Annotated in this window: 16 protein-coding genes and 2 pseudogenes; 5 read left to right on the top strand and 13 right to left on the bottom strand. The window is 63.0% G+C overall.

The window, feature by feature from the left end; translation table 11 throughout:
* Positions 1-1,491 precede the first annotated feature (1,491 nt).
* On the top strand, positions 1,492-3,765 hold the full coding sequence (locus tag D6M19_RS35090; protein WP_164478364.1) for a carboxymuconolactone decarboxylase family protein: 2,274 nt from the start codon (positions 1,492-1,494) through the stop codon (positions 3,763-3,765).
* Between the two features lie 511 nt (positions 3,766-4,276).
* Here D6M19_RS35090 and D6M19_RS06620 read toward each other — a convergent pair.
* The 5 genes and pseudogenes from D6M19_RS06620 to D6M19_RS06600 all read right to left on the bottom strand — a co-directional run bounded on the left by D6M19_RS06620 (position 4,277) and on the right by D6M19_RS06600 (position 9,015).
* Complete coding sequence (locus tag D6M19_RS06620) at positions 4,277-4,798, bottom strand: DoxX family protein (protein ID WP_123024378.1); 522 nt, start codon at positions 4,796-4,798, stop codon at positions 4,277-4,279.
* A gap of 353 nt (positions 4,799-5,151) precedes the next feature.
* Positions 5,152-6,055: pseudogene (locus D6M19_RS06615) on the bottom strand (alpha/beta fold hydrolase).
* A gap of 620 nt (positions 6,056-6,675) precedes the next feature.
* Positions 6,676-6,857: pseudogene (locus tag D6M19_RS34745) on the bottom strand ((2Fe-2S)-binding protein).
* Positions 6,858-6,889: 32 nt separating this feature from the next.
* Positions 6,890-7,744 (bottom strand): alpha/beta hydrolase-fold protein, encoded by an 855-nt coding sequence (locus D6M19_RS06605; protein WP_234834739.1) that lies wholly within the window; start codon positions 7,742-7,744, stop codon positions 6,890-6,892.
* A gap of 659 nt (positions 7,745-8,403) precedes the next feature.
* Complete coding sequence (locus D6M19_RS06600; protein ID WP_123024377.1) at positions 8,404-9,015, bottom strand: TetR/AcrR family transcriptional regulator; 612 nt, start codon at positions 9,013-9,015, stop codon at positions 8,404-8,406.
* Positions 9,016-9,085: 70 nt separating this feature from the next.
* Here D6M19_RS06600 and D6M19_RS06595 point away from each other — a divergent pair, with 70 nt between their 5' ends.
* Positions 9,086-10,189 (top strand): FAD-dependent monooxygenase, encoded by a 1,104-nt coding sequence (locus tag D6M19_RS06595; RefSeq protein ID WP_123024376.1) that lies wholly within the window; start codon positions 9,086-9,088, stop codon positions 10,187-10,189.
* Positions 10,190-10,383: 194 nt separating this feature from the next.
* On the opposite strand, the gene D6M19_RS06590 is transcribed toward D6M19_RS06595, so the two are convergent.
* From D6M19_RS06590 to D6M19_RS06555, 8 genes are read right to left on the bottom strand one after another with little or no spacing between them, the layout of a single operon-like run.
* The gene (locus D6M19_RS06590) at positions 10,384-11,856 is read right to left on the bottom strand and encodes an MCE family protein (RefSeq protein ID WP_123024375.1); all 1,473 of its coding nucleotides are present in this window, start codon (positions 11,854-11,856) and stop codon (positions 10,384-10,386) included.
* Between the two features lies 1 nt (position 11,857).
* Positions 11,858-12,988 (bottom strand): virulence factor Mce family protein, encoded by a 1,131-nt coding sequence (locus D6M19_RS06585; RefSeq protein WP_123024374.1) that lies wholly within the window; start codon positions 12,986-12,988, stop codon positions 11,858-11,860.
* Positions 12,985-14,337: an MCE family protein gene (locus D6M19_RS06580; RefSeq protein WP_123024373.1), complete on the bottom strand. Its 1,353-nt coding sequence runs from the start codon at positions 14,335-14,337 to the stop codon at positions 12,985-12,987. The genes D6M19_RS06585 and D6M19_RS06580 overlap by 4 nt, the downstream gene beginning before the upstream one ends.
* On the bottom strand, positions 14,334-15,692 hold the full coding sequence (locus tag D6M19_RS06575; RefSeq protein WP_123024372.1) for an MCE family protein: 1,359 nt from the start codon (positions 15,690-15,692) through the stop codon (positions 14,334-14,336). The genes D6M19_RS06580 and D6M19_RS06575 overlap by 4 nt, the downstream gene beginning before the upstream one ends.
* The gene (locus D6M19_RS06570) at positions 15,689-16,726 is read right to left on the bottom strand and encodes a virulence factor Mce family protein (RefSeq protein WP_123024371.1); all 1,038 of its coding nucleotides are present in this window, start codon (positions 16,724-16,726) and stop codon (positions 15,689-15,691) included. Before D6M19_RS06570 ends, D6M19_RS06575 begins: the two co-directional genes overlap by 4 nt.
* Positions 16,727-16,771: 45 nt before the next feature.
* Positions 16,772-18,250 carry an MCE family protein gene (locus tag D6M19_RS06565; protein ID WP_123024370.1) on the bottom strand — a complete coding sequence of 493 codons (1,479 nt, stop codon included), beginning with the start codon at positions 18,248-18,250 and terminating at the stop codon, positions 16,772-16,774.
* A 6-nt stretch (positions 18,251-18,256) separates the two neighbouring features.
* A complete protein-coding gene (locus D6M19_RS06560) occupies positions 18,257-19,111 on the bottom strand; it encodes an ABC transporter permease (RefSeq protein ID WP_123024369.1) in 855 nt (284 codons plus the stop codon).
* A complete protein-coding gene (locus D6M19_RS06555; RefSeq protein WP_164478363.1) occupies positions 19,108-19,845 on the bottom strand; it encodes an MlaE family ABC transporter permease in 738 nt (245 codons plus the stop codon). Before D6M19_RS06555 ends, D6M19_RS06560 begins: the two co-directional genes overlap by 4 nt.
* Before the next feature lie 600 nt (positions 19,846-20,445).
* On the opposite strand from D6M19_RS06555, the gene D6M19_RS06550 reads away from it, so the two are divergent.
* From D6M19_RS06550 to D6M19_RS06540, 3 genes are read left to right on the top strand one after another with little or no spacing between them, the layout of a single operon-like run.
* A complete protein-coding gene (locus D6M19_RS06550) occupies positions 20,446-20,964 on the top strand; it encodes an Rv1363c family protein (protein ID WP_123024367.1) in 519 nt (172 codons plus the stop codon).
* 40 nt (positions 20,965-21,004) lie between these two features.
* Positions 21,005-21,562 carry an Rv1363c family protein gene (locus D6M19_RS06545; RefSeq protein WP_234834727.1) on the top strand — a complete coding sequence of 186 codons (558 nt, stop codon included), beginning with the start codon at positions 21,005-21,007 and terminating at the stop codon, positions 21,560-21,562.
* A gap of 25 nt (positions 21,563-21,587) precedes the next feature.
* Complete coding sequence (locus D6M19_RS06540; RefSeq protein WP_164478373.1) at positions 21,588-22,079, top strand: CAP domain-containing protein; 492 nt, start codon at positions 21,588-21,590, stop codon at positions 22,077-22,079.
* The last annotated feature ends 80 nt before the right edge of the window (positions 22,080-22,159 follow it).

Below are 22,159 nucleotides of genomic sequence, written 5' to 3'. Positions count from 1 at the left end.
AAGTAACCATCCTCACCGTGACCGGGGGCCGCCTACATCGCATGCTCACCGGCCATTAATTCAGTATCCGGGCACGACGTGGGGCCGACGGGCAGGTCGCGCGGCAGCGCTTCTCCGAATTCAGGGCCGATGACAAGGTTGACGATCCGGACGGGAATATCGGTGCGCTCGAGTCTGATTCGGCCGAGCTCGGTACCACTCGAAGGGGTACGGGCAGACTTGAGTACCACCGCACATCCGGCTGCTGGTCCCGCCGCCATTCGTGAACACGTTCAGCTGCAGCAGGCGTTGCACCGCTGATCAACCCGATCAAACGAAACTATGTTGAACAACGAGCCGGCGCGATGTCACAGGCCGACGCTGGCGGAAAGCCTTGCTCATCATCCGCTTCCGAGTACTGGTGCAACCGACGAGAGCCCCGGAGACCTTTGAGAGATCCAGGCACTGGTTATGCGTGTACAGCTACTACCGTCTTGTTCGTCGACACTGCTCCTCGAGCACGCCACGGCTGACGCGGCCGGTGTCAACTTCGCCAATAGCGCACTGATGCAAGGCAATAGGAATACGGGCACAACTGACACCTGGCTAAGCCAGCGCTAGTTCTTGACCGTTTACGCCCGCCGCGCCTATAAAAGCGAGACCGTCAATTTATGACCGTGTAACACCTTCGATGGCAACGAAGCCTGCGAGGAGCTGAATCTCATGTCTGCGAAGTCTGGGCCAGAGCACTGCACCGATCGGTTCTTCCGCAGCAAGAAACGGGTTCAGCCATCCCCTACTTCCACAAACAAAGTCGCGGATTCCGTTCCGGCGGCGCTGTTTCAAGCCGCGCCGACAGCCTGGGCTGCCGACGCATCGAGCGCCGTCACCCAACGCCTTCACCTCGCCGCGGGGTCCTGCGGGCAATGGCTCCGCGTCGGCGCCGTGGCAACCGGCTTGGGTTTCGCCGTGGCCACCGGCCACGGTGTCGCCGCCGCCGAGACCTCGGATGTCGAATCATCGGATGGTTCGACGTCGGGGTCGGCCAATTCCGAATCATCGACTCGACATCCAACGTCCACAGCCTCAGCCCAACCGAGCACCAACTCCAACCATGACGTCGACCTCCAAAGATCGTCGCACAGAGCACCTTTCAGGATCTCAGTTCAGCGCAACACCGCCTCCGACACCACCGCAGAGCCAGACGCATACACCAGAGCCCACCGACGAGGTGGGAACGGCCTCAACGCGTCCACCGTCGGTCCCCGCGTCTCGGCGCAGGAGCGAAAACGCCAACAACTTCCCGATGGCCACGACGCGTCGTCCGACAAGAACAGTCGCACAGAACCTGGATCCGGCGACGTCACGCAGACGCTGTCGACGGCCTCACCGGATCGATCGGTCTTGCGCGGCGCGGTGAAGACGGCGACCGCACCGCTGCCGGCTGCGGCGATGCGGACAGCGACTCGCCCCTCAACGGCTGCGGCGACGCCTCACACCCCGGCAGCCACAATGGCGCCAAAGGTTGAACCCACCAGAAGAAGCGCCAACGTACTGACGTCGATCGGGTTGACACCTCGCACGGCGGACAGCCCTGCTCCGGCGGCCCCGGTGGGGCCGCTGGTCAACTCGCTGACATTGGTGGTACGCGATCTCAACGGCAGGATGACCACCGATCGGGCCGCCGCCCCGTCGATAGTGGGTGCCGCGCCCCTGCTGCAGGCTTACTCGCTGTCTTCTCTCGGCGGGAGGTGCGGCTTGATCTGCGACGGCGCCGACGGCACAGAGGATCATCCGGACGGGGTCGGCGGCGGACTGCTGTTCGGTAACGGTGGTGCCGGCTGGTCGAGCACCGTCGCCGGTGTCGCCGGCGGCAACGGCGGCGCCGGCGGTCTGCTGGGAGGCAATGGTGGCAAGGGGGGTGCCGGCGGCTTGGGCGCTGACGGGGGCAACGGCGGCGATGCCGGTCTGCTCTGGGGTGATGGCGGTGACGGCGGTGATGGCGGCGCCGGTGCGAATGGCGGCGACGGTGTCGCCGGACTCAATGGTGGCAGCGGCGCCAATGCAACCGGTGGCGGCGATGGTGGCGCCGGCGGCAACGCTGGTCTGTTGTCCGGCCGCGGCGGTGACGGCGGGGCTGGCGGCGCCGGCGGTAAGGGCGGCGCCGGTACTCACGGCACTGACGCGGCCGCGCCCGGCCTGGACGGCGGTCCCGGCGGAGCCGGCGGCACCGGCGGTGACGGCGGGGCTGGCGGCACCGGCGGTAAGGGCTCCCTACTGTCCGGCCTCGGCGGGGCCGGCGGGGTCGGCGGCGCGGCCGGTGCCGGAGGTGCCGGTGGGTACGGGGGCACCGGGAGTGCAACGGTCGTCACCCTGCCCGACGGAACGCTCAGCGACAGCACGGGCGTCGGCGGCATCGGCGGTGCGGGTGGTGCCGCGGGTCAGGCCGGCATCGGCGGAACCGGCGGTCCTGGCGGTGTGACCGGTCACGCCGGCGTCAACGGTGCCTCCGGTGCTACCGCCCAGGCCGGCAAAGCCGGCGGGGTCGGCGGTGCCGGAGGCCTGAGTGGTCGGCTCCCCTACCTTGACGTGGGTACCGCCACTCAGGCACAAAAAGACCTAGACGCTTTAATGAAACAACTCGGTCTTCCGATACAGGCGGCCACGGGCATTCAGCTCGTGGACGCGGAAGGACGAGTCATCGGTCCGCTCAATGCCTACCTCTACAACCCGGTAACCGGAGAGGCCATCTTCAACGTCGGTAACACCTTCTCATCGTCAACTCTCTCCCCGCGAGTCAGAGAGATCGTGATCCTTTCGGTGGGCGGACAGTGGGGCTCCGAGTACGAGCTGTATGCCCACGCCAAGGCGGCGCGCCTCGTCGGTGTTCCCGAGGAAGCGATAACGGCGTTAGCCAGCGGCCAGGCACCGGTGGGACTCACCGGCGACGAACTGATTGCCGCCCAATTCGTGCAGGAACTCGTGTCGACCCATCGTGTCAGCGACGAGACCTACGCCGCGGCGGTGGCAGCGTTCGGGCAGACAGCCGTCGTCGACATGGTCAACCTGGCGGGCACATACCTCGGCGTGTCGGCGACGCTGAACGCGTTCGAGGCGCAGGGGCCAGAATCGTTCTCGGCGCCGATACCGCCGGCGGAGCCGGCACCCGTTGCTGGCACCGACGAAAACGGGCTGGGCGGTCGGCTGCCGTTGCTTGATCTCGATACCGCGACCCCCGAGCAGCTAGAACTCGACGCGCGGATTAAGGCCATCGCCATTCCGACACAGGCGGCCACAGGTATACAGCTCTTGGATTCGGAGGGACGACTCATCGGCCCGCTCAATGCCTACCTCTACAACCCGGTGATCGGCGGGGCGCTGTTCGACGTCAGCAACACCTTCTCATCGTCCACTCTTTCCCCGCGAGTCAGAGAGATCGTGATCCTGTCGGTGGGCGGACAGTGGGGCGCCGAGTACGAAATCTGGTCGCATGCAAAGGTGGCGACCCTTTACGGCATCCCCGAAGATGCGATCGACTCGTTGTCGAGCGGGCAGGCACCGGTCGGGCTCACCGGCGACGAATTGATAGCCGCCCAATTCGTGCAAGAACTTGTGTCGACCTACCATGTCAGCGATGAGACCTACCACGCCGCGGAGGCGGCCTTCGGGCAGCAAGGTGTCGTCGACATGGTCAACCTCGCGAGCACGTACATCGGGGCCTCGGCGTTGCTGAACGCCTTCGAGGTGCCGGTTCCACCGCAAGCGGCCACCACACCCGTTGTCTGACCCGCGGCCAGGATAGGCCCGGCTCAGGCAGATCGAACGGAAGCCGCCAAGCCACAGACGGGTGCCGCTTTCGCGGGTCTTCTGACAACCGTTGCCGACATCTCAGGTCGGTCGATCCGAAGCACGCCTGGATTCTGACTCGATCGTCCTTGCACGGACCGGGTCTTCCGCTCCGGCGCAGGCCCGGTCCGTGTCTCGTTCACCGGTCGGCAATCCCTTCTTGTCTCAGTCGCTGCGCGCCACAATGTACGCGGGCGCCCACCGCACTGAGTAGGGCAGGCGGACAGTGTGGTTGGGCCGTCCTGTTTGAGTCCAGTGACCCGTTAATGCCCATCGGGCGGGCGAGCGCGCGTCTTGCTTCCGCTTGTCGCGGTCACAAACCGTGAAAGCGGCCGAGGCGCGGCCTTGCTGGAAAACTATCCGACCGAGGCGAATTGTGGCCGTCTCGAGCCTGGTGCCAGGGGTGCTCGCCATGGCGGATGCTCGCTGAATCCGGGTGGCGGTGCCGCCGTCAAGCTTGAGTCTGAGCCGGCGGGCGCCAGAAGACCACAAGCTGCCCGATACCGCCCGCAAGCCCCAGGGCGGTCGAGATCACCAGACCCCACCAGCCTTGTAGGGCTTCGGAGAACGCGGCTTCGTGGAAAACAACGTAATCGAGACTCAACCTGCCCGGGCCGATTGCGGCGATGCCGACCGCGAACGTGGCGAGCACCAAATTGTATTCCCAGCCATCCTTGACGATGAAGAACCCGTTGTGCCGGTGCACTGTCCACGCGGCAACGAGCATGAGCGCAACGAAACCGGCAGCCGAGATCGGAGTGAGCAGGCCGACGGCGATACCCATGCCGGCTGACATCTCGGCGGTCGCGGCTACGCGAGCGTGAAACATACCCGGCTTCATGCCCAAGCTGTCGAACCAACCGGCGGTTCCTTTCAGTCCACCCGGGCCGATGAACTTGTTGTAACCGTGCCCGGCCATCGTCAGCCCCAGCACGACTCGAAGGAGCAATACGCCGACATCGAATGGACTCACGCGTAGAACCTAAGTCATGGCATTCAGTGCCGCAATGCTTTTCAGAGCAACCGTTCCGAGGGTGTTTACCTGAATCGCAGTTCCTATTGCAGGTCAGCATGATTCACATCGTCAATGTCGTGGTGCGACGCGCTAGGTGGTGTTATTGCCACCCGGTGAGAGTTCGCAAGTTTGGCTGCATCGACCGGTACGATTCATCGCATCATCCGACCGGATTTCCCTTTCCCCTCGAAATCCGGCCGGCCGACTCCATATCTGAGCCCTGCCGAAACCCATCACGGGACTTGGGCAGTGCTATGGGGGCGGTACGGACGCCACAATGGTTGTTGCGTAGGCGAACTCCCTGCTGCGAGTCAGGTGATCGACCACATCTCCAGAAGTGCCCTCAAAGTTGCCACGAGTGGGAGTGGTTGGTCGAGCATCGGGTGGTGACCGGCCTCGGCTAGCTCCACAAAGGGTCCTCTGAGTTGCATGATGGACCGGATAATCTGTGCCCCGCCAAGCGGGGGCTAGACCCGCTTCGCAACGCAGATAACCTACGCGACAGGGCATCTCGGCCAGCGTGCGTTCCATAGTCTCTTCATCGGCGGGAATCGCATCTTCTAACGGTGCATCGAAAATCGCCGGATCGAATTTCCAGAACCAGCCGTCGCGCGTTTTCTGTACCGATTCTGCGGCGATATGGCGTTCCACATAGGGCAGCACCGTTTCTTGTGCGGGAACCGCGACGAATCGGGAAACGATTTCATCCTTGGTCCGGCGACCGGTCGGGTGCCGATTGTAGTTGCGCAGTCGCGCTCGTTCAGGGGCGTGATCACGAAGGGGCGAATCGATGACGACAATGCTGTCGATTTGCGCGCCGTAGTGTTGCGCCGCAGTGGCCGTGACCCAGCCGCCCATGCTGTGGCCGACGATTGTCGGCCGTCCCGATGGCCCGGCAGATGTTGCAGCCGCGAGTACTTCACGTGCCCAGGTATGTAGGTGATACGTCGTGCGGGCGTCACTGTCTCCGTGACCGCTCAAGTCTGGGGCAATGACTCGGTGGGTGCGGGAAAAAAGGGGTGCGATGTGGTCCCACCATCCGGAGTGCGCGGCACCTCCGTGGACGAACACCAGTGCCGGCCTCTCACGGCTACCCCAGGTGCGCACATGTATGTTGCACCCATCGACATCGATGTCGTCGTGCTCGGGCCGGTTGTCAATCGCTCCGATGAACCATGTAGGCACGGGTGTTTCGGGTCCTGATTGGCGAAACAAGTTCGGCACCCCATTTCTTATTACTTGCGACCGGGTGACGGCCAAAACTTCGCGGCTACATCGATATTGATACCGATAGGGCCGATGTGGGTGAGCGTCTAAGTGTGAGGTCGGTGGTTGCGGGTGGCGGGCCGGTGAAGGCGTTGAAAGGACTGTATTGCGTCCGAGGGTTCGCGAGCTTACGGTTCCATGGCGCGACGACGTCCTATCGCCGAAGAGAAATATCAGATCCTGCAGGGCGAGCTTGTATTCGTACGCGGTTCAACGTGTCTCCTTCGACTATGCCGAGCCACAAGTGCTGCTTCGTCAGCGCGGCAGTGCCATTTTCGGGGTAAGTTCTAAAAGCTGTGTCTGGCCGTGCAATTGGCGCTAATCGTCGGCTGATGCTGACGCCTCTGTCGTGAGGTCACCTCGTCGCTGGTGTCAACATCGACCCCTGCAGGCATCGAGAGGTTCACAGATCGCCGGCAGCACCACGGACTTGTGGGGCGTGCGCACACTCCCGAACACCGCTCTGTTGGCATAGTTCAGTGAAGGGCGGACGCCCGTCGGGAGCAATCATCGAATTTTCAGATAGCGCCATGTCAGGACGTGGCGCGCCACCGCCGGCTTCTATGCCACTACCAGCGATCGACTATGAATTCGCTTCCCCGGGTGTCGGCGCCGGCGATGATCGCTCGCACGGTACGGCGGCATCGGCCACAGTGGCTACCGGCACCGCAAGCCGCGGCAACCTGCTTGTGGCAGCTCCTTTCGCCACCACGGCGGCGATAGCCTCTCTCGTGGTGCCAGTACAAAGCAAACGAACAACGTTTAGTAGAGCTTCTTCCCCAATTATCTGATCGTGGCAACCAGTTCGGTGGTCATCGCGGCGAGCTGAGCACTCCACGAGCCCCAGTCGTGGTTGCCGCTATCTGGTATGTCGAAGTGTCCATTGTGCCCTCCGACGCGCCGGTAATCCTGGAAGAATGCCCGGTTGCTGCCCTGCGCTTGATCGCAATAGCCGATCATCGCGGCGGGGTCAGAGCACGTCAGCGTCGCCGGGCTGTAGACCCACAATCGAGTGTTGTTGTCCGCCAACAGCTGAACGTGCACGGCGGGGTCGTGCCATTTCCACCGACCCAGCTGGGGCAAGCCCCACATATTGCGAATGTCGACACCGCCGTATTGCGCCAGCCCGGCCGTGATCGCACCGTTCATGTAGGTGTTCGACGGGGTCAGGAACCCCGAAAGCGACCCGGCGTAGCGGTACCGGTCGGGATGAAATGCCGCCATGGTCAACGCCGCCGTGCCACCCTGGGCCGCGCCGACGATGCCGTGGCCGCCCGGCGCGAGGCCCTTGTTGGCGGCCAGCCAATTGGGCAACTCGTCGGCCAGGAACGTCTCCCACTTCTTGCTGCCGTCCTGCTCCCAGTCGGTGTAGAGGCTCCACGCGCCGCCCGCGGGTGCGGCGACTGAGATCCCCTGGCCAGCCAGCGTGGTCACGGCGTTGCCCACCGTCACCCAGGTACTGACGTCGGGAGCGGCGTTGAATGCATCGAGCAGCACTACCGCGTGCGGGCCCCCACCCAGAAACGCAACCGGAATATCGCGCCCCATCGCCGTCGACGGGACCATCAGCATCTCGACGTCGGCTGCCCTTGCCTCCTTGGCGGAGCAAAAGCACAGACCTACGATGACGATAAGGATGACCCGCAGAAGCGTCCTACGTCGCTGTGAAAGATTGGGCTCCTCATCCGCCGCGTCGTTCCCATCCCTGGTGATCGGCGCTCTAACGTCGTTCACAGACGGCGACCTCTCGTCACATCCGAGCGCCTCAGGCTGGCAGCCGTCGGCGCCATGGCCAACTCAATTGGCTCGTTTCAACAGCGTTCTTGTCTATGCCATGTTTTTCAGATAGCGCGTAACGGCGGGCTGGGCGCCGAGGCGATCTCGATGCACGTGGCTGCGGGTGGCGCGAACCTGCTGTCTTTCGGTGGTGCTCTGCGCACAGGACCCTGGCCTGATCCCGATTGGTTGCTCCAGGGGCGTATGAGAGTCTCGCGGCCCGAGTGTGGGCAGAAAGGCTTGGCAAGATCATGGCGACGAGGAATCGGCACAGTCCCGAGCAGATTGTGCGCGAGCCGATGGCAGCTGATCGGCTGCCGGCACCGCCTTTGACACTCCTTGCCAAGGTCTTGTGAAGACTTCTGCATACGCCGGGACCGATATCGGGCGACTGAACCTATTCAACGGCAATGGGTTTGGCGATGATAAGCACTTGCAGGTGTATGTCGTTTGTTTACGTGTCGTCCCCGACGGCTGCCCATGAGCGAAAATTGCTGTGGGCGGTTACTAAAGGCACTGATCTAGATGTTGCCGTCGGCGCCGAGGCGGACGAGGGGTAGGAACACCGCGTCCACAATCTCCTCGATGGCTTCATCGGTCAGGGGTGCCAGCGTGAACAATACGTCGTGGCGAAGCAGGTCGGCGGGTAGCTGTGCAACTCGGCCATTGATCTGGTCGGGCCGGATCTCCCCACGGGCGACAGCGCGGGCGATGAGTTTGTCCATGGTGGCGCCGCGCTCGCCCTCAAGCGCGTCGCGCAGTTCGGCGATGTTGGTACCGGTGTCGCGGTAGAAACCACCGAGCCGGGTCATTACGGTGACAGCGAGATGGCCGCGTTGGTTGTTGGCCTGTCGCAGCAGATTGATCACGTCGCCGCGCAAACTGCCGGTGTCCGGCACAGTGAGTGGATCCTTTTTGATTGCAGCAACCAACGCGGCGTGTACCAGCTCCGGCTTTCCCGGCCAGCGCCGGTAGAGCACCGCGCGACTGGTGCGGGCCCGGGCGGCGACGCCATCGAGGGTGAAGTCGTCGTAGCCGCGCTCGTTGAGTTCGTCCCAGGCCGCGGCCAGAAGCGCGTTCTCGAGGGCGGGACCGCGGCGACGCTGCGGAGCGGCGTCAGGGATAAGAGACATTGCGTTTCCTAAGGCTGATCGCTACGGTCATTGGATACGCAATGGATCTTATCTCCGAGGGGGCTTACCGATGCGCATTCTGGTTTCCGGCGCGGGCATGGCCGGGCTGTGCGCGGGCATCAATCTGGGCAACGCCCGGCATGACGTCACCATCGTCGAACGCGCACAACATCTTCGGGTCAACGGATCACCGATCGACATCCGCGGCGAGTCGCTGGCCGTTGCCCGACAGATGGGCGTCCTCGATGAAATCTGCGCACGGCGGGTCGACATGACGGAGCGCAGTTGCTTCGTCGACGGCAACGGTGACAGGGTGGCCGATCTACCGCTCGCGGAGATCAACGACACGGCTGACGACATCGAAATCCCACGAGAAGACTTGGCGCACGTGCTGCGCAATGCCCTCGGGCCGTCCGTGGCGTTGACGTTCGGCGAGTCCATCACCGAACTCCACGATGACGGTCGCGGCGTCGACGTACTGTTTGCCTCTGGCGAACGGGCCCGCTACGACCTGGTGGTGGGCGCCGATGGTCTGCACTCTGCCACCCGCCGGCTCACTTTCGGGCCCGAGCACCAATACCTGCGTCATCTCGGCTTCTACACCGCTGTGGCCAATTTCCCGGAGTACCACCCAACCGGTGCCCCCAACCCGATCTACAACTTCCCGGGGCACTTGGCTGGGATAGTCACCTATCGCGACGTGGCGTTGGCGGTACTGACCTTCCGCTCATCATGGATCGACTACGACTACCAGGACCTCGATGCGCAAAAGCGCATCCTCACTGAGGAATTCGGTGGACATAACCGGTGGCGGGTGCCCGAACTGCTCGACGTGGCACACCGTGATCCGGAACTGTACTTCGACTCCGTGAGCCAGATCGACATGCCATCGTGGCATCGGGGACGGGTCGTCCTCGTCGGCGACGCGGCACACTGCGCATCCCCGATGTCCGGGCGGGGAACCAGCCTGGCCATCACCGGAACATGGCTGCTGACAAAGGCATTGTCCGACAACGCCGACGACCTGGATGCAGCGTTCGCCCAATATCAGCGTGACCAGCGCCCGCACGTCACGTACGCCCAGGGCACAGTGGGTGCGGGCGGGGACCTCTTGGTTCCCGCCACTCAGGAAGCTATCGACGCACGCAATCGCGAGCTAGCTCACGCCGGCTGAGTTCTTCTGGGTCGGCTCACCGCACCGACATCCGGCACAGCAGAGGGGCACGTCTGAGTTTGAAGACCGTAGTTGCGACTGCTCGATTCCGAGCCTTCGCGGCGCCGCGATGCACGCCGATGAGCGCGTCATGGCCGTCCTCAGGCCAACGCCTTGCATCCGCACTCCGCCAAAGAGATTGGATCGAGCTTGCCTCAGTTGCCAGGCGGGATGAGCATCGACTGCCACGTCTGTTCTGCGTGACCGTGAGCCAGATCGGCTTGGGTGTAGGTCTTCCCGTCCGGACCGATGTAGCTGCCGGTGGCGGGGTCGTACTGGGCCACGGCGATGGGCGGCAGCGGCGACGCTGCACCGGCCTGTGGGGTGACCTGGTCGGCAGCCGGGGCTTCACCTGGACGAAGTTGCGGGACATCTTGTCCGGACAGCGTCGCGTTGGGGTCGCCCTTCCAGTTGTATCCCTCGTTGAGCGGCACATACTGCTCGTCGCTTTCGCACATCTTTGCAGTGGGTGCCCGCTTCCCCGGCTTGCCGACGCATGGTGTGTTGCGTGCGCCGCGCACGTTGAACGGGGAATTCTGAGGGACCCGGCAATACACGTCGCCCGCCGGACGGTCGGGGTTGTCCTGGTAGGCCGGGGGCCGTTGCTGGTTGGCCGGTAGATACCCGGTCTGACAGGGCGGTGGCACGTTGATGTTGAGGCCGAAGGTTACGAACGGTCCCCGGTAAGCCGTCGGGTTGTGCAGGTCGGGTACCAGTGCACTGCCGAGGATGCCGACGGCCTGAGGCAGCAGCACGAGCAGTTGCTCGATGCTGGGGTGGTAGGTAACTGCCACGTCGGCGACGCTCACCAGATTGGCCAACAGGATCGGCAGCGTCGGTTGCAGCCGTTCGAAGAGCTGCCTGCCCTGATCGGCGGCATCGGCGCCCTTGTTGAGCACGCCCTCAAGCGCGTCATCCCGGTTCTTGACCTGCGAGGTGATGCTGGCAAGATGAGCCGCCCACGCATTGATCGAATCGGATGTCTCGCTTTGCGTGTCAAGCACTGGCTTGGCTTGGTCGATCAGGTCGGTGAGTGGTTTGAGGTTGGCTTGGGCGTCGATCGCCAACGTTGTCGACCCCTTGACCAGGCGTCGCAGATCGGGGCCGAGGCCCGTCAGGGCCGCGTCCCCTTCGTCGACAACGGTTTTGAGGTTCTCGCGCGGAATCGCCTCGAGGCCGCGGTTGGTGTCGTCGAGCAGCACGCCGATATCGGGCGGCACCGATGTCCTCGCCAACGGTATGACATCGCCGTTTTCAAGCACCGTCGCGCCCCCGTCGCCCCGCGGAACGAGTTCGACGAACTGCTCGCCGATTGCCGAGCGGCTATGTACTGCAGCATCGACGTCAGACGGGATCTTAGTGTTGGAGTTAAGTGAGAGCTCTGCCTCAACGCCGGTGTTCGTCATCCGCACATTCTCGACCCGGCCCACTTCGATGCCCCGATAGGTCACCTGTCCCGACGCGTACAGCCCGCCCGTACTGGGTAGCTGCATCGTGATCGTGTAGCGGCCGATGCCGAATAGCAGGCTGGGTAATCCGATGTAGCCAAACGCCATCACGAGTGCCGCGATCGTAGACACGATCGTGAACACCATCAACTGGATCTTGAGTCGTCGGGTCAACCGCATATTAGGGCCCCTGATCTGCCTTGTATGGCGCCGTGAGCGGATTGCCGCCCGTGTAGGGGCTTGGCATCTGTCCGAGGGTGCGGCCCCATTGCATCTCCAGTTCGGTCAGGTCGCCTTCCCAGCGGGTGCCGGTGAAGAACCCTGAGTCGAGGCGGCTGAGAGTGAGATCGAAGATGCCGGTGAGATTGACGTAGTCGCCGCGGAAGTAGTTGTCGATGTTCTCTTTGACGAAGGGGAACGTCGTGAGGAAGCTCAGCGATTTGACCGCGGCTGGGCCGGCGTTGGCCACCGACTCCAGCACCGGCCCAATGGCATCGAGTTCCTTGACAAGGTTGTCCTTTGTTTGATCGACCGTGTCGGCGGTCAGAGCGCTGAATTTGCCGAGCTGGTCGAGAGCGTCGGCCAGGTTCTGGCGTTGGTCGTTAAGTACTGACAAGGCTTGGGGAATCGACTTGAGCGCTCTGTCGACAACGGGTTTCTGATCGGCGATCTGGCCCACGAGCTTATTGAGGCTGTCGGTGGCGTCGATGATGTCTTGAGTTTGGTCCTTGACGTTGCCGATGAAGATGTTGAGCTGCTCGATCAGACTTCTGACATCGCTTTCACGCCCGGTGAAAGCGGTGCTCAGCGATTTCGTGATGTCTTCGATTTGACCGATTCCCCCGCCGTTGAGCAGCATCGACACCGTCGCCAGCGTCTGCTCGGTGGTGGGATAAGCCTTGCCGGCCGATAGCGGGATTAGCGAACCGGCGTGAAGCCGGCCTTGCGGCGCAGCGCTTTTCGGCGGTGCCAGCTCAATGTGCAGGGAACCAAGAAGGCTGGTTTGACCGATGGTCGCGGTGGCGTTGGCGGGCAGATCGACATCGCCGTTGAGTGTCATCGTCAACAGGGCATGCCATCCTTGTCGGTCGATCTTGGTTACCGTGCCGACGTTGACGTCACCGACACGCACTCGTGAGTTCTGCTGAATATTGCCGACATCTGGCAGCTGCGCCTGGATCGTGAAGGAGCCCGGTCCGTGGCCCTCCGTTCCGGGCAGCGGCATGGAGTTCGCGCCCCGCCATCCGCATCCGGAAGCGCCGACAACCACGGCGACCACGATCGCGCTGATTCGCACGGCGGAGGTGCTCATGATCCGGCTCCCGCAGGGACCATCAGATCGTGCAGATTGCTGGCATCCGGGGGCGCTTCGGCGGGCAATGGCGGCGTATCCGCCGGGGGGTGGGACACTGTTTCGCCCTGTGGCGGTTGATCATCCGGTGCGCCCTGCGCGGGTCCGTCCGCGGGCGCCGCCTGGGGTGTCGCTGGCGGGACGTAGTCCGGACGCAGCCAGTCTTCGCTGTAGGTGATCTCGTTGGGCCGCGCCGCGGCTCCAACGATGGGATTCGCGCCGAAAGGAAGGAAGTTGTACTGACGGTTCTTGATGATCGGCGCGAGATACTGTACGCACAGTTTGGCGGCCTGTTCAGCACCCAAGGTTGATGCGGCCTGAATCGCCCCGCACAGGAACTGAATCGGGTTCTGAAAGTTGTTCAGCGAGAACGCACCGCGGAAGCCGCCCTGGGCCACAGGGTAGATGTTGGTGAAGTTCGCGATCTGGGTCGGCGCGATATGCAACGTTTGCTTGATGTCGTCGAGACTCTGATTCAGCGCGACGCTGATCGAGGAGAGTTTGTCACTTGCGACGCCGACAGGTTCGCGGTTCTCTTTGACAAAGCTCTGCACATCGCTGACTACATCATTGATGTCGGCTACCGCCTCGCCGACCTCGTCGGGCTGATTGTCCAGCAGCGTCGTGGTCGCCGCCAAGTTCTGGTTGAGCGCGCGCATCAGCTCCGTGCTGTCCTGCAATGCCGACACGACGGTCGACAGATCCTTGACGGTGCTGAACACATCTCGGCTGTGATCCCCGAGTGTCGAAAAGGCTTGGGACAGTTTGATGATGGTGTCGTGAATATTGGCGCCTTCGCCGCGCAGGTTGTCTGCGGCGGTGTTGACCAGCGAACCGAGCGTGCTCACACCGCCCGGCTGCGTCGGTTGCAATGTCTCGACAAGCTTTTGCAGCTGTATGCGCAAGTCGTCCCATTCGACCGGCACGGCGGTCCGCTCCCGCGGGATGACCGCGTCGGTGGCCATGACCGGGCCGCTGGTGTAGGCCGGCACGAGCTGAATCGCACGCGCCGAGATCAGCGAGGGCGACAGGATCACCGCCTTGGCCTCGGCCGGAACTTTGTACTTGTCGTCGACCCAGAAAGTCATCTTGACCTGTTGCGGCTGAGCTTCGATCGTCTCGATGGCGCCGACTCGGACGCCGAGGATACGCACGTCGTCGCCGGGAAAGATGCCTGTGGCGTTCGTGAAGTACGCGGTGACACGCGTGCGGTGCGCGACGTCCCAGGCCCGTACCGCTGCTAGCGTTCCGCCCACGAGGACCAGCACCAGCGCAAACGCGGCCGTGATCTGCCACTGTCGCTTTGTCATTCCTGTCCTCCTGCCGGTGCGGGGCTCGCCGGCGGGGCCGGGTTGGCCGGCTGCTGAAGCGGGTCATCGACGGACACCGGCGGTGTAGCGGGCACCGGCTGTACGTCTGCCGGCGGCCCCGGCGGCGGCCCTCCTGGTGGCGGCGCGGCTACTGGCTCGCGGTACGGATAGCAGCCGGGGCCGGGCAACGGCACCCCCGGTGGACCGCATTGTTGATCGCCGGGATTGCCGGTGATGGCGTCAGGCACGGTAAGGCGAGGTTCACCGCCTTGACCGGTGCGCGGGTAAGGAACCGGAAGTGCCGGTGTCCCGGGTTGGCCGACCTGCGGGTCCACCAACTGCGACGGGGCAAGGACATTCGGATCTAACCCCAAATCGGAGAATGCGGCGTCGATAAAAGGTTGTAGGTATTGTCCGGGCAAAATATTGGCAACATAGCCTTTGAAGAAAGGCCCCGACGAAATCGATTCGCCCAGCGACATCGAGTAAGCGTTGAGCCGCTTAATCGCGTCCTGCAACGACGCCTTGCGATGCTCCAATATCGCCAGTACACCGTTGAGTTTGTCTAAAGCAGGCTTGAAGGTCTCGCGGTTCTCGGAGACGAAGGCGTGCACCTGTCGACTGACAGCGGAGATGTTGCCTGCGATGGCATCCAACGCGCTGTCTTGCGTCCGCAGTGCCGCCAGTAATGCATTGGTGTCGGCAACCAAACTGACGATTTGGTCGCTGCGCTCGGACAGCACCCCGGCGACCTTGCTGGCGTGTGACAGCAGCGATCGCACTTGGTCGTCGCGTCGCGCGATGGTGTCAGCGAATCGGGAGGCGCCCTGCACCGCGACACGTACCTCGGGCGGCGTCTCTGAAAACGTTTGGGCCAGCGTTTCTAACGACGCCGATAGCTCGTTTGTGTTGAGTCCGTTGACTGTTGTCGACAGGTCGCCCAGCGCGTCGGCGAGCTGGTAGGGCGACGTGGTCCGGTCCATCGGGATGGGACCCGACTGGCGTCCGCCGCCGCGGGGCGTGACTTCGACGAACTTGGCGCCGAGAACGGTCTTCGTCTTGATCGCCGCTTCGGAACGATCACCGACCTGGACGTCGCCGTCGATATGAAAGCTCACCAGGACTTGATCTCCGTCGAGGTCGATGCTGGAGACCTGACCCACACGAAGACCGGAGACCTCCACCGGCGAGTCGGGACGCAGGCCCGCGGCGTCGGCGAAAAACGCCGAGTAATCACGTGCTCCGTTCACGAACGGTAGCTTGTTGTAGTTGAGCACGCCTACGAGTGCAGCGACGGTGATTAGGCTTCCGATCACACCGACTTTGAGCGGGTTTCGTTCCGTTAGTTCTTTCATGGCTTTGGCGTGCACCTACCTGATTTCTGGCCGATCAGCTTGATGTATATCGGCTGACCGCCGTGACCGTTCACTTTCAGGATCGCCTCGCAGATATAGAAGGCGAACCAGTCCCCGTACAGGCCTTGGCGACCCAGCGTCTTGTAGGCGTCAGGCAGGGTGTTGATGAGGTCGTCGAAGTAGGCGGCGTCATTGAGCACCAGCGTCGACGTTCGGTCGGTTTCGTGGACGACTTTCTTTAGCGCAGGCCGCGAGCGTTCAAGCAGATCGGCCAGCGATGCGGATGCGGCGTTGGCATAGGCGACCGAGTTGGTGATGTCCTGCTTTCGACCCGCCAATGTCTGTGTCAGCGAGGCGATTTTGTCGACCGCCTCTCCGAATTGCCTGTTGTTGTCGTCGAAGGTTCCCAGCACCGTGTTGAGGTTGGTGATTACTTGACCAATCAGCTGGTCGCGGTCGGCCAACGTACTTGTCAACGTGGCGGTCTGCGACAGGAGCGATGCGATGGTGTCGCCTTCACCTTGGAAGGCCTGGATCAGTTGCGATGACAATGCGTTAACCTGATCAGGGTTCATCGCCTGGAACAGGGGGCGAAATCCGCCGATCAGCGTGTCGAGGTCCAGCGCTGGTTCGGTGTGCGACAACGGGATTGTGGCGCCGGGTCGCAGTTTCTTGCCCGCCTCGTCAGCGTTGCCTTCCTCCAGTGCCAGGTACCGGTCGCCGTAGAGGTTGTCGTAGCGGATGACGGCCCGACTGCTTTCGGTGAGCGGCACCGAGTCCTCGATCTTGAAATCGACGCGCACACTTGCATCCGGTTGGATCCTGATGTTTTTCACCTTGCCGACTTCCACGCCGGCGATGCGCACGAAGTCACCGCCCTTGAGGCCCCCGACATTGCCGAACACAGCGGTGAAACTCTGCTGCGGTTCGAAGCGAATCTGGGCGAATACCGCAAGGAGCACAAACAGCCCCATCAGACACACGGTCATGAAGATGGCCAGCCGCCACAGGGTGGCTGTGAGGCGATCTCTCATCTAAGTCTCTCCTAGCAGCATCATCGGTACATGTCGTCGACGTGATCACGGTGATGGCGTCACGGGTTGCGCCGGGTCGATGGGCGGTCCCGGCGGAAGCGGCGTCGGGGTCACCTGCGCGGGGGCCGCTGGAACGAACGGCTCCGAGCCCGGGGTGGGCCCCGGATCCCGTGGCGCACCGGGCGGCGGCGCCGGCGGCACGCCCGGATACAGCGGAGTGCCATCGGGCCCGTACTCCGGGGCACCGTAGGGCGGCGCACCGGGGTATGGAGGAACCGGCGGCGGCGCGGGGCCTCCGAACAGGTTGCGGACGCTCGGCGGCTCGGGTACCGCGCGGGTCACCGGGAAGTAGTTGGCCCAGCCGGGGAACCCGATTCCAGGATTGATGCGAATGTCGTTGCCGGTGCCCCACCCAGTATTGGTGACCAGCGCTCGCGTCGGGAATTGCTTTGTGGGGTCGGGCAGCGAACCGCAACCAGGTTTTCCACCCGGCCCCCCTTTTGCACCTACGATCGGCAGGTTGTCGGGATAGCGGTAATTGTCTTGGCCCCATGCCAATCCCGCGTCAAGGATGATGGAGAACCCGTTACCGCCTTCGGCATCTTTGCCGCCGTTGTCGATGAACCACTTTGATCCCACGAGAAGACAGGTGATGTTTGGGTTGTACTTCAATAGCAGTGAGGTCGTCGGCTCAAGAGCGTTAACAGTGTGCACGAAATTGTCCTTGCTGGGACCCAAGAGGCCGATGCCGCTGTGCGCGAATCCAACCACGTTGAGCAGCAAGGCATCTAAGGCCTTAGACTGATCGGTGACCGTTGCCGCGGTTGTCGTGGCGGAGTCGAGAGTTGTCAGGATGTTTTGCGCCGCCGCACTGTAGGCGTCATTGAAGTCCTTGAACGCCCGCCAGTTTGCGCGCAACGTGTCATTGCGGGCGTTGAGCGCCAACAGCACCTGGTTCGCGTCGCTGGTGGCTTCGCCGATTGCATTGCCCTGTCCGCGCAAGCCGTCAGCGAGCGCCGTCAGTATCCCGTTGAGTTTAGCCGGGTCCACCTTGTCGAGCAGATCGACGATGTTTTCGAAGACGGTGTTCACTTCGCTGGTGACATTCTTCGACTGCAGGACCTGCCCGGCCGATAGCCGTTGCGGCGATGGGTCGTTGGGATAGATCAGATCCACATACTTGGCGCCGAAAGCAGTGGTCGCCTTGATCTCTGCCCCGACGTTGGCCGGGATGTATTTGATCATGTCCGGTTCGATCTGCAGCTGCACCGACACCGGGCTGGCGTTGACCTGCGCGACGCGGCCAACCTCCATCCCGCGCATCCTGACTTTCCCGCCGGGTTCCATGATCAGCCCGACGCGTTCCGATCTGAGCGTCACGTCAACATAGGAGCGATACGCGCCGCTGAATAGCGCTGCGGTCATCAGTAATACGCCGACGAACGCGATGATGAGTGCACCCGTCCACCAGGCGGGGTGCATCCACCACGCGCGCTCGTCCGGTCGCCTGTTGCTCTGGCGCATACTCGCCTACGCCGACAGGTGGAAGTTGCCGGACTGTCCATAAACGGACAGCGAGATGACCAGGGTCACGAACACCACGACGATTAATGATGCGCGCACGGCGCGTCCGACCGCCTCGCCGACTCCTGCGGGTCCGCCTGAGGCGGTGAATCCGTAGTAAGTGTGAATCACCATGACAGCCACCGCCATCGCGATGGCTTGCAGGAAGGACCACAGCAGATCGACTGGGTTGAGAAAGGTTGTGAAGTAATGGTCGTAGACCCCTGTGGACTGTCCGTAGATGAAGGTCGTGCCGACGCGGGCCGCGACGAAGGACATCAGCACGGCGATGCAGTACAGCGGCACGACCACGACCATGCCGGCCAGGACGCGTGTTGACGCCAGGTAGGCGACGGAGCGGACCCCCATGACCTCCAGTGCGTCGATCTCCTCGGCGATGCGCATCGCTCCGAGTTGGGCGGTGGCGCCCGCGCCGATCGTGGCGGCCAACCCGATACCGGTCACCAGCGGGCCGATTATGCGCACGTTGAGGTAGGCGGAGGTGAAGCCGGTCAACGCCTCCACCCCGACGCCGGCCAGAGTGTTGTAACCCTGCACGGCGATGAGGGCGCCGGCGGACAGCGTGAGGAACCCGACGATCACGATCGTGCCACCGACGATGGCCAGCGCCCCGGCGCCGAGGCTCATGGTGGCGATTTGGATGGCGATCTCAGTGCGGTAATGCGTGACCGCATCCCCGATGGAGACAATGGTCTTGCCGTAGAACTGGGTCTGTTCGCCAATGCGATTCCACCCGCCGACAAGCCCCCCCACTGCCTTTTGCAGTCTCGGTGTACGTGAACTCGGGGCGCCGGCGGTCACATCGTCGCCTTCACGCCGACCGCGGTGACAATCACGTTGATGACGAATAGCGCCATGAACGAGAAGACCACCGTCTCGTTGACCGCGGTGCCGACGCCGGCGGGGCCGCCACCGACCGAAATGCCTTTGTAGCAGCCGATGAGCGCCGCCACCAGGCCGAACAGCGCCGCCTTCGTCAGCGAGATGACGACCTCGGGCAGTCCGGTGAACACGGTCATACTGGCGACGAAAGCTCCCGGGGTGACGTGCTGAACGAAGACCGAAAAGAAGAACCCGCCGACCACACCAACTACAGAAACAACGGAGTTCAGCAGTAGCGCGATAACGACTGTGGCGACCACTCGCGGTACGACAAGGGCCTGCAGCGGGTTGATGCCCATTACCCGCATCGCGTCGAGCTCCTCGCGGATCGTGCGGGCGCCGAGATCGGCGCACATCGCGGTGGCAGCGGCGCCTGCGACCACGAGAACGGTGACCAGCGGGCCAATCTGGGTGACGGCTCCGAATGCAGCGCCGGCCCCGGCATAATCGGCCGCGCCGAATTCCACAAGCAGAATATTGAAAATGAACACCGAAAGGACCGTGAATGGTATCGACAACATAACTGTCGGAAAAATGGAAACACGAGCCACGAACCACATTTGGAGAATGCATTCGCGCCATGCGTAGGGCGGCCGCGGCGCCATGATCAAAGTGTCGACAGCGGTAGCAAAGAACCCGCCGACCGCCCGCATAGGTTTAGCAAACGTGTCAATAGTGGCCAAAGAATTGCCCTCTCAGCGTTGAGCAACCGTCCCCATCACCGCACACACCCCAGCAGGGCGCGCCGAGTGAGTTCAGCACGGCCCTACCTGGCCCGCAATCACGGGGATTTCAGATAGTGAGTAGAGGCTGGTAGATCTGCAGAGGAGTCGCTCAGTGAGACTTGAGAACTCGCTGTGTGCACCATCTGAACTCGCAAGCGTTGACGAGGTGTCGGTTGGCCGACTAACAATGGGCGCCACGAGGCGGGCCAAATGCCGCTCACTAAACCGAGCCGCCGAGACCGTGACTGAAGTGAAGGGGCCTAGGCAAAGGTGACGCGACGAGCAGCCGACACGACCACAACCAAAGTTGGCAAAGAAGGCGACCGCTCAGAGGTGCCGGCCTCATGGCCACTACGTGGGCACAGGTGGCTTCGCGTCTTCGGCCGACGTCGCGCCGATGCGCCGGCCTCCGTTCTCGATCGCGTTCTCCTGAACCAGGCGTTGCCGACGAATTCGGGGGCTGGCGTTGACCGCCACGACGCCCTGACTCAAAACGGAGTCGATGGCGGCAACACCGAAGCCGACCATTTGGCAGTCGACGAATCGACTCCGGTCAGGGTTGCGGCGCCAAGTTTACGGTTCGTCTTCCTGTTGATGCTGGTCGCGCTCGCTGCGCTCGTGGCGGTCGGTGGCTGGCTGGGTTATCAGGCCTACGGCAGCTTGCAGATCGAACGCCAACATGGCCGGTTCCTCGACGCCGGCAAGGAGGCCGCGGTCAAGCTGACGACGATCAGCTACACCGATGCCGACGCCGACGTGGAGCGAATCCTGGACTCGGCGACGGGGCAATTCGCCGATGACTTCCGAACACGATCACAGCCGTTCATCAATATGGTTAAACAGGTTCAGTCCACCACGGTGGGCACCGTCGCCCAGGCGGGCCTCGAGTCTGTGGACGGCGACAAAGCCCGGATCTTGGTTGCGGTGTCGGTGAAGGCGACTCTGGGGACCGGTGGCGAACAGCCCACGCACGTGTGGCGGATGCGTATCGATGTGGAGAAGGTCGGCAACCAGACAAAGGTGTCGAATGTTGAGTTCGTAGCGTGATCGCGACGTCGCGGTGCGGGCAGAGGAAATGGTGACGATGATGCCGCCGAACACAAGCGCTGACAACGTTGATAAAGACGCGAAAGCCGCCGAGGAGCGGGGGCCTGGATTCCGGGCCAAAGCTAAGCGGACGGCGGCCTTCGGCCTCCTTCCGGCGATCGTGCTGTTGCTCGCGTGCGGGATCGCAGGGCTGAAATGGTGGGAGGGCGCAAACCGCGCGGCCGAGGCCGCGAGCACCGAGTCGGTGAAAGCAGCCACCGAAAGCACGATCGCGCTGCTGTCGTACCAGCCCGACACGGTAGACAAGGAACTTGTCGGCGCGCGGGACCGGTTGACCGGCGCCTTCCGTGATTCGTATACGTCGCTGACCAACGATGTGGTGATCCCCGGCGCGAAGCAGAAGCAGGTTTCGGCCGTCGCCACCGTTCCGGCGGCGGCCGCGGTGTCGACGACGGCAAGCCATGCCGTAGTCCTGGTGATGGTGAATCAGACGACCGTCGTCGGCACCGATTCGCCCACTCAAACCGCCAGCAGCATCAAGGTGACCCTGGACAAAATCGACGGACAGTGGCTGATCTCCGACTTCAGCCCGATCTAAGCCAGCAAGGAAGACCGCCTTGAACATATCCGTGCCCTCGATCCGACCGGCGTGCTTACTGCCGTTGCTTCTAGCGGTCATCGCTCCGACCGCCCTGGCCTCGCCTGCGCACGCTGACAACAACCGGCTCAACCTGAGCGTGGCCAAGATGGTGTACGTCGTCCAACACCAAGCTGGGTGCACCAACAACGTGCAGATCAATCCGCAGCTGCAGCTTGCCGCCCAATGGCATTCGGTGGATGTGCGCGATAACCGGGCGCTAGACGGCGATACCGGCTCGGACGGATCGTCACCGCAGGATCGCGCAAACGCTGCGGGCTACCGAGGCCAGGTCCAAGAGACGGTGGCGATCAACCCAGCTCTTTCGATCACCAGCCTTGAGGTCATCAACCAGTGGTACGGCAGCCCTGAGCAACTCACGATTATGCAGAACTGCGCTAATTCCGAGGTCGGAGTGTGGTCAGAGAACAGCCTAGATCGGACAGTGCTGGTGGCAATGTACGGCCATCCCGGGTGATAGTCCGAAACGATGACCAGCCCAACGCGTCGGGTTCGTTAGGGCCGCTGCTGGTCCGATCACCCCTACTTCATGACCGC

This window comes from Mycolicibacterium stellerae, from assembly GCF_003719305.1.
In the GTDB taxonomy this organism is placed as follows: Bacteria; Actinomycetota; Actinomycetes; order Mycobacteriales; family Mycobacteriaceae; genus Mycobacterium; species Mycobacterium stellerae.
Note: the sequence above shows the minus strand (reverse complement) of the source record. Positions and strands in the feature narration are given on the sequence as shown.

What these genes read in the sequence shown, in the direction of transcription:
- D6M19_RS35090 (WP_164478364.1), top strand. Translation starts at nt 1,492, where the DNA reads ATGGCGCCAAAGGTTGAACCCACCAGAAGAAGCGCCAACGTACTGACG.
- D6M19_RS06600 (WP_123024377.1), bottom strand. Translation starts at nt 9,015, where the DNA reads ATGTCTCTTATCCCTGACGCCGCTCCGCAGCGTCGCCGCGGTCCCGCC.
- D6M19_RS06595 (WP_123024376.1), top strand. Translation starts at nt 9,086, where the DNA reads ATGCGCATTCTGGTTTCCGGCGCGGGCATGGCCGGGCTGTGCGCGGGC.
- D6M19_RS06590 (WP_123024375.1), bottom strand. Translation starts at nt 11,856, where the DNA reads ATGCGGTTGACCCGACGACTCAAGATCCAGTTGATGGTGTTCACGATC.
- D6M19_RS06585 (WP_123024374.1), bottom strand. Translation starts at nt 12,988, where the DNA reads ATGAGCACCTCCGCCGTGCGAATCAGCGCGATCGTGGTCGCCGTGGTT.
- D6M19_RS06580 (WP_123024373.1), bottom strand. Translation starts at nt 14,337, where the DNA reads ATGACAAAGCGACAGTGGCAGATCACGGCCGCGTTTGCGCTGGTGCTG.
- D6M19_RS06575 (WP_123024372.1), bottom strand. Translation starts at nt 15,692, where the DNA reads ATGAAAGAACTAACGGAACGAAACCCGCTCAAAGTCGGTGTGATCGGA.
- D6M19_RS06570 (WP_123024371.1), bottom strand. Translation starts at nt 16,726, where the DNA reads ATGAGAGATCGCCTCACAGCCACCCTGTGGCGGCTGGCCATCTTCATG.
- D6M19_RS06565 (WP_123024370.1), bottom strand. Translation starts at nt 18,250, where the DNA reads ATGCGCCAGAGCAACAGGCGACCGGACGAGCGCGCGTGGTGGATGCAC.
- D6M19_RS06555 (WP_164478363.1), bottom strand. Translation starts at nt 19,845, where the DNA reads ATGCGGGCGGTCGGCGGGTTCTTTGCTACCGCTGTCGACACTTTGATC.
- D6M19_RS06545 (WP_234834727.1), top strand. Translation starts at nt 21,005, where the DNA reads ATGCCGCCGAACACAAGCGCTGACAACGTTGATAAAGACGCGAAAGCC.